A 13,118-nucleotide genomic window follows, 5' to 3' on the forward strand; every position below is an offset into this window, starting at 1 on the left:
CGGGATCAAAGCTCCAGCATCAACCCGCTCAGGCGCTTGACCTTACGGCGCAGCGCCTCTTCGAAAACACCCTGTCGCGGTTCGATCAGGCTGAACCAGTGCTTGGCGCGGGTAATACCGGTGTAGATGAGCTCCTTGGTGAGGACCGGGTTGAGCGCCTCGGGCAGGATCAATGCGGTGTGGGCAAACTCCGATCCCTGGGACTTGTGTACGGTCATGGCGTACACGGTTTCCACGTCGTTGAGCCGGCTGGGCAGAACGAAGCGGATCCCGCCGCTGCCATCGTTGCGCGGGAAAGCGACCCGCAGCACATGTTTACCATCGGCATCGCGCTCCGGCAGCCGCAGGGTAATGCCGATGTCGCCATTCATCAGGCCGAGTCCGTAATCGTTGTGGGTCATCAGGACCGGGCGGCCTTCGTACCATTGATGCTCGCTTTCGATCAGTCCTGCGTTATACAGCGCGTGGGTGATGCGCTGGTTCAGGCCTTCCACGCCCCACGGCCCTTTGCGCACGGCGCACAGCAGCTGGAAAGCATCGAAGGCCTCCAGCACGGCGCGAGCCCATTGCGTCCAGCAAGGATCGTCAAGCGCCGGGCCGGTCGCTGGGCGCTGCCCGCTCAGAACCGCAAGGTAATGCCGATAGCCCTGTGGGCCGTCAGGCCCAGAGCCGTGGCCGTCGAGGATGAGCCGCTCGAGTTTGCGGTCCTGCTCGCCTCTGAGCGCCAGCGCGAACAAGTCCTGATGGCTGCCCGCCGCCAGCAGCGCCCGCGCCTCGCGATCGTGCTGCTGGTTGACCAGCCGTGCCAACTGACCAATACCGCTGCCCTGCCCGAACCGGCGCGAATGGCGCAGCATTACCACCTGCTGCGCCAGCGGATGGTTCTGCGCGTCGCCAGGCAGCAGCGCACTTTTACTCAGGTCTTCGCCGCTGATCGTTTGCAACCAGGCTTGCGTCTCCCCGCTGTAATAGCCATGTTCCGCGTCCCGACAGAGGTCGCCCAGCACCGCGCCGGCCTCCACGGAGGCGAGCTGGTCCTTGTCGCCCAGCAGCACCATGCGCGCGTGAGACGGCAAGGCATCCAGCAGGTTGGCCATCATTTCCAGGTCGATCATCGACGCCTCGTCGACAACCAGCACGTCCAGCGGCAACGGATTACCCGCGTGATGCCGGAAGTGGCGGGTGCCGGGGCGGCTGCCAAGCAGGCGATGCACCGTGGTGACTTCGCTGGGTATCTTCTGCCTGACCTCGGCGCCGACATCCAGACTTTGCACCTGCTGGCTGATCGATTCAGTCAGACGCGCAGCGGCCTTGCCGGTCGGCGCTGCGAGGCGGATGCGCAGCGGCTGGCCGCTTTGCACCGCCGGCGCCTGAAGCAAGGCTAGCAGACGCACCACGGTGGTGGTCTTGCCGGTGCCCGGTCCGCCCGTGATGATGCTGAACGCCCGTCGTGTCGCGAGTGCGCAGGCGAGTTTCTGCCAGTCGATGATCGCATCCGGTGCGGGGTTGGCTGCGCCGAACAGGCCGTCCAGACGTTGCGGCAGATCGACCGGCGTCGGTTCTTCCCGCGCCAGGCGCTGACGCAACGCCGCGGCGATGCGCCGTTCGTAGGTCCAGTAGCGACGCAGGTAAAGGCGTCGGTCCGACAGCACCAAGGGTTTGCGCATGGCTTCGGCGCTGGTGTCCGAACCGTCGGCCACCAGTACGCTGGCGGCAAGCGAGCGGCACCATGCCGCGCCGTCCAGCGCTGCCAGCAATTGCGAGGGCAACAGCATCGGCGTGTTCTGCAAATCACCTTCCGGCGGAAGTGAGAGGGCGAAGTCGGGTTCTTTCAGGGTTTCGTAGAGGTCAAGGCAGACATGTCCGTGGCCCAGCTGGTGGCTGGTCAGCGCTGCCGCGACCAGCACCAGTGGGTCGGCGTGCCGGTCCAGGTCACCGAGAAAAGCCACGAAAGCGCGGTCCAGCGCCCGCAACCAACCCCGCTCCACCCAACGGTCGAGCAACAACAGCAAATCATCGACACGGCCCAGCGGGTCGAGATCGGTCAGGGCAATGTCGGCCAAGGCAGTGGGCAACAGTTCGGAAAACGAGCGGCTCATGCGAACTCCCCAGGCGATTCAGAGGTGACCGACTTGCCCTGGAACAGCAGGTCCAGCGCTTCTATCAGGGCGCGGGGGGGTCGGGTGAAATAGGCGCCCTGGCTCGGCGACCGGCTGCCGCGCAGGAACAGATAGACCGCGCCGCCCATGTGTCGGTCATAGTCATAATCGGCAAGCCGCGCCTTGAGCTGGCGGTGCAGCGCCAACAGATACAGGACGTATTGCAGGTCATAGCGATTGTCGAGAATCGCGCTTTCCATCGCCGCTTCGGTATAGGCCGCGTCTTCACTGCCCAGCCAGTTGGATTTGTAATCTGCTACGTAGTAGCGCCCGTCATGCTCGAACGTCAGGTCAATGAAGCCTTTGAACATGCCATTCAGCGATGCCGTTTCTGTGGCGGCGCGCGGTGCGTTGGCATGCGTGTAGCGCCGTACCAGTGCGTCGAGCTGGTTGACATTGACCTGACGACTGGCGAACCAGAACTCCATCTCAACCCGATACTGATTCGGCCGATCCAGCGCGCTCAAGGCGACAGGACTCGCTTCGTTCCCCAGACGCAGCGGCATGTCGAGCAGCTGGTGCAGCCAGTCTGCCAGCGTTTCGATCCAGCCCTCCCAGCCGCGACGGTTGCAGCGCCGTGCCACCGCGTCCTTCAGCAGCTCAGGATGGCGCGCGGCACGAGCAAAGCCTTCGTTGCCTGCCCACTCCAACAGACCATGCAGGAAGGTGCCGGGGTTCGGACCACGGGGGAAACGATGAATGTCGCTACCGCCCTGCACAACGTCACGCGGCGCATCGGGATCCAGGCGTTCGTCGTCGTACAGCTTCTGCGCTTGCGGGCTATCCGGAGACTGGTCCGCACCCGCAGTGACGGTATCGCCAATGCGCAACGCACTGTAAGACGCGATCCACCAGTTCTCGGCGGCGCGGCGCCTAGGCACCAGCGGTTTGAGCAAAGAGGCTTCGTTGCGTGGGGCGCTGAAAGTGAAGGGCGTCGGTTCAGGCAGCGGCTCCAGCTTGATAGCGTCGCGCCCCTTCGCCAGTTCATTGAGCCACACCTCGAGGTCCACCGATTCACTGAGCACCGCGCCGCCGCCCAGCAGGTAGCCGAGCGCCGCACGGTGCAGCACCGAACTGCTGGCATTGCCGCGCTTGAGATCGGCGATGCCCAGCCAGCACGCATGTTCGGAGCGAGTCAGCGCGACATAAAGCAAGCGCAGGTCTTCGGCCAGACGCTCATCATCAGCGCGCTGAATCAATTCTTCAGTGGGTTGCAGGCTGATCTGCGTCCTGCCCTCGGCGTCGTGATACACCAGCGGCAGCCGGCTGCCGTCCACCGGCTTGGACGAACAGATAAAAGGCAGGAACACCAGCGGGTACTGCAAACCCTTGGACTTGTGGATAGTCACCACTTTGACCAGTTGCTCGTCGCTTTCGAGACGCAGGATCTGTTCTTCGCCGGTTTGACCGGACAGCGCCAGATGCTCGGCCAGATGACGAATCAGCGCCTGTTCGCCGTCCAGTTCCGCGGCAGCCTGCTGCAGCAATTCCGACAGGTGCAGCAAATTGGTCAGGACGCGTTCGCCATCCGGGCGGTTGATCAGGGTCTGCGGCAGGGCAAAGTCATGCAACAGGCGGCGCAGCATCGGCAGAACACCCTGGCTGCGCCAGACGCTCCGATACTCCCTGAATTGCATGACGCGCCGCTCCCAGGCCAGTTCGTCCTGATTAAGACGCTCCAGCTCGGCCAGCGGCAGGTTCAGCGTCACACAAGCCAGCGCCGCGCGCAGGATGCGCTCGGCGTCCGGCTCGGCGCAGGCTTTGAGCCATGCCAGCATGTCCCGCGCTTCCTGCGCGGCGAACACCGAGTCCTTGTCAGATAAATACACACTGCGCACACCACGAGCCGACAGCTCATTACGTATCGCCTGCGCTTCCTTGCCGTCGCGCACCAGGATGGCGATATCGGCAGGCAGCAGGCCGCGAAACGCCTTGTCGGAGGATGCGAAGCCTGCCAGGCCCTGCTGCCCGGCGTTGAGTAGGCGCACGATTTGGCTGGCACAACTGGCCGCCAGTTGCTGACGGTATGTGGCGCCGGACACCGGCTGATCGGTCTGCAGATGCCAAAGGGTCAGCGCGGCCAGCGGTTGACCATCGTCTTCCAGCCGCTCCTTGCGGCCTTGTGCCAGCGCATTTCCGAATGGAACCGGATTGTCGCCACCGCTGCGGAACAGAAATGCACCGCGCCCTTGCGGGCGTAGTTCCGCGCGCTCGAACACATGGTTGACCGCTTCGACCATCGCATGGCTCGAACGGTAGTTCGTATCCAGCGTGTGCCAGCGGCCGGCAGTCGCCGAGCGCGCCCGCAGATAGGTATAAATGTCTGCGCCCCGGAAGGCATAAATCGCCTGTTTGGGGTCGCCGATCAGGAACAGGCCGGTCTGTTCGTCATTCTCTTCAAGGCGATAGATACGCTCGAAAATCCGGTACTGGACCGGATCGGTGTCCTGAAACTCGTCAATCAGCGCGACCGGGAACTGCTCCCGAATCAATGTTGCCAGCCGCTCCCCGCCGGCACCTTGCAACGCTGCGTCGAGCCGGAGCAGCATGTCGTCGAACCCCATTTCCGCGCGACGACGCTTCTCTTCTTCGAAGCGCGCACTGACCCACTGCGCCGCATGTTGCAGCACGGCAGCGTCGGGGCGCGGCAGGCCGTCCAGAGACGCCTTGAGTTCGAGCATTGCTTCAAACGCCGGGTGCGACGGTGCGTTGCTTTTCCAGGCTTCGGCAATCCCGTCCGGCGTCAGGCGGGTGAAGCCGGTGCCCAGCTCCAGTGCCTCGACCGCTTCGTCCGCCGCCCAGGCCGACAACTTCTCGAACCAAGGCCTGAAATAGCGTTCCTGCATTTTGCGGCCATCAACAATTTTGCGTGCCACACCGTCCTGACAGATGGCGAGCAGCTCGTTTGCCCAGTCGTTCCAAGGTGCTTTCAGTGTCTTGAGCGCTTCGCGTCGCTCCAGCAGCGAGGCGGCGATCAGCTCGGCGGGTTCCTGGGTGTGTCCGCCGCGCTCCCGCCCGAACAGTCCGCGCACCCGTGGCAACAGGGCTGCCGGACCGCTCCAGTTGTCACGTACCCATTTCAGCGCATCGCCGGACATGGGATAGCAGAAACGGCGCCAGTAGTCACGCAACACTTCGCCGAGCAAATCGCTGTGATCGGTTTCGAGGGTCTGGGTGAACAGGCTGCCGCTGTCGAACGCGTGCTCGCGCAGCATGCGCTGGCACCAGCTGTGGATGGTCGATACCGCCGCCTCGTCCATCCACTGCGCGGCGATGTCCAGGCGGTTGGCACACGAGGGCCAGAGTTCGACGCCGAACTGCTCGCGCAACTCGGCGATCAGGGCGTCCGGAGCCGGGATCTCGTCGCGAAAGAAACGCGCGGCTTCAGCCAGGCGCGTACGGATCCGGTCACGCAGCTCCTTGGTCGCGGCGTCCGTGAAGGTCACCACCAGGATCTGCGGCGGCAACAGCTCGCGGCCGAATCCCGATTTTTCGTCACCATGACCCAGAACCAGACGCAGGTAGAGCGCCGAGATAGTGAAGGTCTTGCCTGTGCCGGCGCTGGCTTCGATCAGCTGGCTGCCGCGCAGAGGGAAGCGCAGCGCCAATGGAAGATTCGAAAGGCTCATGCGCGTGCGTCCTCGCCTGACAGCGATTGCCAGGCAGCTTCGTAAATCGGTTTGTACAGTGCTTCACACCAACCGGCGAATTCTTCGCTGTCGATCAAGGCGTTGAAATCCGGGTACTGGCGACTCAAGGCCGTGCTTTCCCGGCGCTCGCCATCGGTGGTCTGACCGTCGCCTTCATATGCCTTTCGGGCAGCGGCTTCAGCTTTGTCTGCGGGTTGGGCCAGCCAGGCGAAAGCGGTCTTGACCGCGACCGGTAACGGCTGGCGCATTCCGCATTGCCACGCGGTGAGCAGATCGCCCAATGCAGCTGCGGCGGCGTCATTTTGCAGCGGCGCAAGCAGCAGGGTTTCGTCGCTGGCAACCAACGCGGTGCTTAACGGCAATCCACAGGCACAGGCGACCAGATGCGTGACCCAGGGGCGAATGAGTCGATGCCATTTGCGAGTTTTTTTCGAGCCGATGCCATTGGGAATGACGCTGACAATCAACAGCTCGCCTCTGCCGTTGCGGTGCAAGCCGCCGAGCCAACCGTCGAGTTCGACCGCGTTATGACTGAAGCTGACAGGCAACGCGCTGCTCAGCGGTTCAGGCCACAGGGACAGCAGTTCGCGATAACGCCGGAGAACATCCGGCAACGGTTCGATCAGCTCTTCCTGCAAACTGACGCCGAATCCCGCCATCGGTAGCAGTCCGCTGCCTTGCAGTCTGAGCGCATGGCCCTGCAGCACGGATTCGATTTCGTCGGAGCCTGACAGTGCGGCTGTGAGCAGGCTTTCGCTCAGGCCATAACGTTGCAGCGCGTCGAGTACGAAGGGCTCTTCATCAGCCATCGGTGCCTGAACCACTTCGAAATGGATCTTCAGCCGCTGGCTGAAGAAATGTTTGACGGGATTGCGCAGGAAATCCTGCAACTGATCAATGGTCAGCGGCTCGTCCTGCTCGTGTGGCGGCAGAACCGCATGCTCTGGCCTCGACACACCCGTCTCATGAAGCAGCCGCCATTCCCGGGCGAAGCTGAAAAAGCCCGTGCCGGCATGGAAGTAACTGGCGCTGAACGGCTGCAGCGGATGGTGGACCGTGAGGGCAGCGAGCAGTTGTTCGCCTGAGTCCTGCCTGCTTTCCGGGTCTGCTGCACCGGCCAGTTTCCAACCTGCAGACAGGTGATCACGCAACTGGCCAATGAGCACCGACGCAGGACGGTCGCTATTGTCACGAATGCTTCGGCCGACCCAGCTTATGTAGAGTTGATCTCGTGCCGAGAGCAGTGCTTCGAGCAGCAGGTAACGGTCATCTTCACGGCGCGAGCGGTCACCAGGCCGGTAATCGCTGCCCATCAGGTCGAAGTCCAGCGGAGGCTGGGCACGCGGGTAGTCCCCGTCGTTCATCCCCAGCAGACACACTACCTTGAACGGGATGGCACGCATCGGCATCAGGGTGCAGAAATTGACCGATCCAGCCAGAAAGCGCTGCGACAGTCGGCCCTGATCCAGACCGGCGAGCCATGCTTCGCGGACGACCGTAAGCGGCAACTCGTCCAGCAGCCCGACGGTCTCACAAGTTTCCAGCCAGGTCTCGCGAAGGGTTTCAAGCTGGGCAAGCAGGTAATCATCGTGCTCGCTATCGGCAAGGAAGAACACCTGCAGCAATGCCTGTAGACGCGTTCCCCACACCTCTGCGGTGGCAGGCAGCGACAGCTCGGCATGCGCGACTTCCAGCGCATCGATCAGAGCGACAAGAGGCCCGATGAGCGCGGCGTCGAGCCCGCCGATTTCGTCATAAGGTTCGATACCGTCATAAGAAGCGCCAGCCCCTACCGCGTAGCCCAGCAACATACGTCGCAAGCCGAAATGCCAGCTGTTCTGCTCCAGACTTTCCGGCAGACCCAGCCCCTCACGGTGCCCCGCGTGCAAACCCCAGCGAATGCCAGCGCCTTCAATCCACCGGTGCAAGGTCGCAAGGTCGCGCTCCTGAATCCTGAAACGAGACCGTAGAGCGGGTACGTCCAGCAGGTCGAGCACTTCGCTGACCGGGAAGCGGCTGTCCGGCAGTTTCAGCAGGTGCTCCACCGCGATGAGCAGCGGGTCCCGGCCACGCTGACCCTGGTCAGCCAAGGTGAATGGAATAAAGCGCCGGTCATCGCGCTCCAGTTGTCCGAAGACGGCGCGAATATGCGGCGCATAACTGTCGATGTCCGGCACCATGACGATCACATCGCGTGGGCGTAGATCCGGGTCCTTGCTGAATCGCGCCAGAAGTTGATCGTGCAGCACTTCCACTTCGCGCTGGGCGCTGTGGGCAATATGAAAACGGATCGAGCGGTCGGCCAGCGGATCGACGGCAGGCCAGAGTTCACGAGTTTCATCGAGAGGACGCAGTTCGAGAATGTCGTCCTGAATCTGGTTCAGAAGATTGCGTGGTTCACTTTCACTGAAAAGGTCGATTCGTTCGTCCTTGAACGCAGATCGATAGCTGCGCGGATCATCGTGACTGTCGAGCAGGTTGATGTAATCGCGGCCCTGCTTGCCCCAGGCGGCAAGCAGCGGATGGGCATGCTGATGCAGGGCCTCCGGGTCGAGGGTGAGCGGCATGCCCGCCTTGCGAGCCTGGCGTTTGTATTGATGACGCAGCAAATCCTTGTCGGCCACGATGTCGGCCCAGTAATGGCGACAGGGGTTATGCACGCACAGCAAGACCTGGCTGAACCTGGCCAGCCCGGCCAGCGCTTCAAGGGCCTGAGCCGGTAACGAGGAGATCCCGAACACGATCACGCGCGCCGGCAGGCCGGACGGTGCGTCGGTCATCGTGCTGATGCGCTCGATGAAACGCTGATGGACACCGGCACGGCTCTGCGCCATGCCCTGCTCGCCAACGTCGTGTAGCAACGCACGCCAGAGTTCGGCCTGCCAGCAATTAGCGGAGGTCAGGGGATTGGCTTCACCTCGCCCATTGCGCAACTGGTGTCGGCCGGCGGCCCAGTCCTCCAGCCAGTCGGCGCGATAGACCTGGTATTGGTCGAACAGGTCAGCCAGACGCTCAGACAGCTGATAGCGTTTACGTAAATCCGTATCGTCGGTAAGGAACCGCTGCAGCGGTTCGAAGTGCGGCTGGTGGATAAGCTCAGGAAGCAGGCGCATGAGACGCCAGGTCAAAGGGGCTTTATCGAGCAGCGAGGTGACCGGTATCTCTTCACGGCCCAGGACCAGGCGATAGAGCTGCCACATGAAACTGCCGGGCAATTGCACGTCGATTGCAGCAGCGATACCGCAGCCACCCAGATCGTCGTCTAGCTCGTCCTCTGCCAGGGCCAGCTTGAGCCATTGGGCAATGCCATTGCTCTGCACCAGAGCGATCTCGTTTTCCAGCGGCGCGAGTGGGTAGCGGCGCATCCATGACACAACCAGACTCCGCAACTCATCCAGACGATTGCCGTGGACCACCATGAAACCGTGGCTCAGAGAGGTTGTATCAGACATGCATGCTTCCCGGACTGGAGGAGTGATTCCCAATGCAGAACCTTAAGGGCAAGCGTGCCCGATTGCCAGATGCGATTGGGAGGCAAATATTGTAGGACCGGGCGGAGTCTGTGGAGCGAACCGGGCGGCGCTTCGCTCCGCTTGTCCGCTAAGAGGCCGGTAGCGCCCCGACAGATGCATCGCCTGGTGGATGGTCTTCGCGAACAAGTCCGCTCCCACCGGGCTTTTCTGTATTGCCGGAAAAGACAAAACCCCATCTGCTTTCGCAAATGGGGTTCTGGAATTTAATCTTGACGATGACCTACTCTCACATGGGGAAACCCCACACTACCATCGGCGATGCATCGTTTCACTGCTGAGTTCGGGATGGGATCAGGTGGTTCCAATGCTCTATGGTCGTCAAGAAATTCGGTGTGCCGGGACGTCGTTACCGACGCTCCAGCGAATCGGGTATGTGATGTTTGTGAGCTGCAGTTTTCGGTGTGTGTCGTCTTCACAGTCACCGCAATCTGGTCGTTTCTTTCGAAGCGTGCAGATTGCTTGGGTGTTATATGGTCAAGCCTCACGGGCAATTAGTATGGGTTAGCTCAACGCCTCACAGCGCTTACACACCCCACCTATCAACGTCGTAGTCTTCGACGGCCCTTCAGGGAACTCAAGGTTCCAGTGAGATCTCATCTTGAGGCAAGTTTCCCGCTTAGATGCTTTCAGCGGTTATCTTTTCCGAACATAGCTACCCGGCAATGCCACTGGCGTGACAACCGGAACACCAGAGGTTCGTCCACTCCGGTCCTCTCGTACTAGGAGCAGCCCCTCTCAAATCTCAAACGTCCACGGCAGATAGGGACCGAACTGTCTCACGACGTTCTAAACCCAGCTCGCGTACCACTTTAAATGGCGAACAGCCATACCCTTGGGACCGGCTTCAGCCCCAGGATGTGATGAGCCGACATCGAGGTGCCAAACACCGCCGTCGATATGAACTCTTGGGCGGTATCAGCCTGTTATCCCCGGAGTACCTTTTATCCGTTGAGCGATGGCCCTTCCATACAGAACCACCGGATCACTAAGACCTACTTTCGTACCTGCTCGACGTGTCTGTCTCGCAGTCAAGCGCGCTTTTGCCTTTATACTCTACGACCGATTTCCGACCGGTCTGAGCGCACCTTCGTACTCCTCCGTTACTCTTTAGGAGGAGACCGCCCCAGTCAAACTACCCACCATACACTGTCCTCGATCCGGATAACGGACCTGAGTTAGAACCTCAAAGTTGCCAGGGTGGTATTTCAAGGATGGCTCCACGCAGACTGGCGTCCACGCTTCACAGCCTCCCACCTATCCTACACAAGCAAATTCAAAGTCCAGTGCAAAGCTATAGTAAAGGTTCACGGGGTCTTTCCGTCTAGCCGCGGATACACTGCATCTTCACAGCGATTTCAATTTCACTGAGTCTCGGGTGGAGACAGCGCCGCCATCGTTACGCCATTCGTGCAGGTCGGAACTTACCCGACAAGGAATTTCGCTACCTTAGGACCGTTATAGTTACGGCCGCCGTTTACCGGGGCTTCGATCAAGAGCTTCGCTTGCGCTAACCCCATCAATTAACCTTCCGGCACCGGGCAGGCGTCACACCCTATACGTCCACTTTCGTGTTTGCAGAGTGCTGTGTTTTTAATAAACAGTCGCAGCGGCCTGGTATCTTCGACCGGCGAGGGCTTACGCAGTAAATGCTTCACCTTCACCGGCGCACCTTCTCCCGAAGTTACGGTGCCATTTTGCCTAGTTCCTTCACCCGAGTTCTCTCAAGCGCCTTGGTATTCTCTACCCAACCACCTGTGTCGGTTTGGGGTACGGTTCCTGGTTACCTGAAGCTTAGAAGCTTTTCTTGGAAGCATGGCATCAACCACTTCGCGTCCTAAAGGACACTCGTCATCAGCTCTCGGCCTTAAGATCCCGGATTTACCTAAGATCTCAGCCTACCACCTTAAACTTGGACAACCAACGCCAAGCTGGCCTAGCCTTCTCCGTCCCTCCATCGCAGTAACCAGAAGTACAGGAATATTAACCTGTTTGCCATCGACTACGCTTTTCAGCCTCGCCTTAGGAACCGACTAACCCTGCGTCGATTAACGTTGCGCAGGAAACCTTGGTCTTTCGGCGTGGGTGTTTTTCACACCCATTGTCGTTACTCATGTCAGCATTCGCACTTCTGATACCTCCAGCAAGCTTCTCAACTCACCTTCACAGGCTTACAGAACGCTCCTCTACCGCATCATCCTAAGATGATACCCGTAGCTTCGGTGCATGGTTTGAGCCCCGTTACATCTTCCGCGCAGGCCGACTCGACTAGTGAGCTATTACGCTTTCTTTAAAGGGTGGCTGCTTCTAAGCCAACCTCCTAGCTGTCTAAGCCTTCCCACATCGTTTCCCACTTAACCATGACTTTGGGACCTTAGCTGACGGTCTGGGTTGTTTCCCTTTTCACGACGGACGTTAGCACCCGCCGTGTGTCTCCCATGCTCGGCACTTGTAGGTATTCGGAGTTTGCATCGGTTTGGTAAGTCGGGATGACCCCCTAGCCGAAACAGTGCTCTACCCCCTACAGTGATACATGAGGCGCTACCTAAATAGCTTTCGAGGAGAACCAGCTATCTCCGAGCTTGATTAGCCTTTCACTCCGATCCACAGGTCATCCGCTAACTTTTCAACGGTAGTCGGTTCGGTCCTCCAGTCAGTGTTACCTAACCTTCAACCTGCCCATGGATAGATCGCCCGGTTTCGGGTCTATTCCCAGCGACTAGACGCCCTATTAAGACTCGCTTTCGCTACGCCTCCCCTATTCGGTTAAGCTCGCCACTGAAAATAAGTCGCTGACCCATTATACAAAAGGTACGCAGTCACCCAACAAAGTGGGCTCCCACTGCTTGTACGCATACGGTTTCAGGATCTATTTCACTCCCCTCTCCGGGGTTCTTTTCGCCTTTCCCTCACGGTACTGGTTCACTATCGGTCAGTCAGTAGTATTTAGCCTTGGAGGATGGTCCCCCCATATTCAGACAAGGTTTCTCGTGCCCCGTCCTACTCGATTTCATTGACAAGAGATTTTCGCGTACAGGGCTATCACCCACTATGGCCGCACTTTCCAGAGCGTTCCGCTAATCTCAAATCAACTTAAGGGCTGGTCCCCGTTCGCTCGCCACTACTAAGGGAATCTCGGTTGATTTCTTTTCCTCAGGGTACTTAGATGTTTCAGTTCCCCTGGTTCGCTCCATGCACCTATGTATTCAGTGCAAGGTAACCATCTTATGATGGCTGGGTTCCCCCATTCAGACATCTCCGGATCACAGTCTGTTTGCCGACTCCCCGAAGCTTTTCGCAGGCTACCACGTCTTTCATCGCCTCTGACTGCCAAGGCATCCACCGTATGCGCTTCTTCACTTGACCATATAACCCCAAGCAATCTGGTTATACTGTGAAGACGACATTCGCCGAAAACTTGCAATTACTCACAAATTTTACCTTAGCCTGATCCGTTGCCAGTGAAAGCAACGTTCAGTCTATCTTTCTATCACATACCCAAATTTTTAAAGAACGATCTAGTCAAAAGACCAGAAATCAACACTCGCCATCAACCTGATGGAGTGCTCATTTCTAAGCTTTCATACGCTGAAGCAGTTTATGGTGGAGCCAAGCGGGATCGAACCGCTGACCTCCTGCGTGCAAGGCAGGCGCTCTCCCAGCTGAGCTATGGCCCCATAACAAAATTGGTGGGTCTGGGCAGATTCGAACTGCCGACCTCACCCTTATCAGGGGTGCGCTCTAACCAACTGAGCTACAGACCCAATTTCGAGCTTGTA

The 13,118-nt window shown here is 59.7% G+C and carries 3 protein-coding genes, 2 tRNA genes and 2 rRNA genes; all 7 read right to left on the minus strand.

Annotated elements, in window-relative coordinates; genetic code table 11:
* Positions 1-5: 5 nt before the first annotated feature.
* The 7 genes from recD to J3P77_RS19395 all read right to left on the minus strand — a co-directional run bounded on the left by recD (position 6) and on the right by J3P77_RS19395 (position 13,103).
* The gene (gene recD / locus J3P77_RS19365) at positions 6-2,099 is read right to left on the minus strand and encodes an exodeoxyribonuclease V subunit alpha (RefSeq protein ID WP_434678180.1); all 2,094 of its coding nucleotides are present in this window, start codon (positions 2,097-2,099) and stop codon (positions 6-8) included.
* Positions 2,096-5,788, minus strand: coding sequence for an exodeoxyribonuclease V subunit beta (gene recB, locus J3P77_RS19370; protein WP_434678181.1), 3,693 nt, complete (start codon positions 5,786-5,788; stop codon positions 2,096-2,098). Before recB ends, recD begins: the two co-directional genes overlap by 4 nt.
* The gene (gene recC, locus J3P77_RS19375) at positions 5,785-9,261 is read right to left on the minus strand and encodes an exodeoxyribonuclease V subunit gamma (RefSeq protein WP_434678183.1); all 3,477 of its coding nucleotides are present in this window, start codon (positions 9,259-9,261) and stop codon (positions 5,785-5,787) included. Before recC ends, recB begins: the two co-directional genes overlap by 4 nt.
* A 288-nt stretch (positions 9,262-9,549) precedes the next feature.
* A 5S ribosomal RNA gene (gene rrf / locus J3P77_RS19380) occupies positions 9,550-9,665 on the minus strand.
* A gap of 147 nt (positions 9,666-9,812) precedes the next feature.
* Positions 9,813-12,705, minus strand: a 23S ribosomal RNA gene (locus J3P77_RS19385).
* Positions 12,706-12,940: 235 nt separating this feature from the next.
* Positions 12,941-13,016, minus strand: a tRNA-Ala gene (locus J3P77_RS19390).
* Between the two features lie 10 nt (positions 13,017-13,026).
* Positions 13,027-13,103 (minus strand) — tRNA-Ile (locus J3P77_RS19395).
* Positions 13,104-13,118: the final 15 nt, after the last annotated feature.

The sequence above is a fragment of the Pseudomonas sp. R1-18 genome, from assembly GCF_051132095.1.
Lineage (GTDB): Bacteria > Pseudomonadota > Gammaproteobacteria > Pseudomonadales > Pseudomonadaceae > Aquipseudomonas.

Excerpts from the sequence above, each read along its gene's own strand:
- recD (WP_434678180.1), bottom strand. The coding sequence starts at position 2,099 with ATGAGCCGCTCGTTTTCCGAACTGTTGCCCACTGCCTTGGCCGACATT.
- recB (WP_434678181.1), bottom strand. The coding sequence starts at position 5,788 with ATGAGCCTTTCGAATCTTCCATTGGCGCTGCGCTTCCCTCTGCGCGGC.
- recC (WP_434678183.1), bottom strand. The coding sequence starts at position 9,261 with ATGTCTGATACAACCTCTCTGAGCCACGGTTTCATGGTGGTCCACGGC.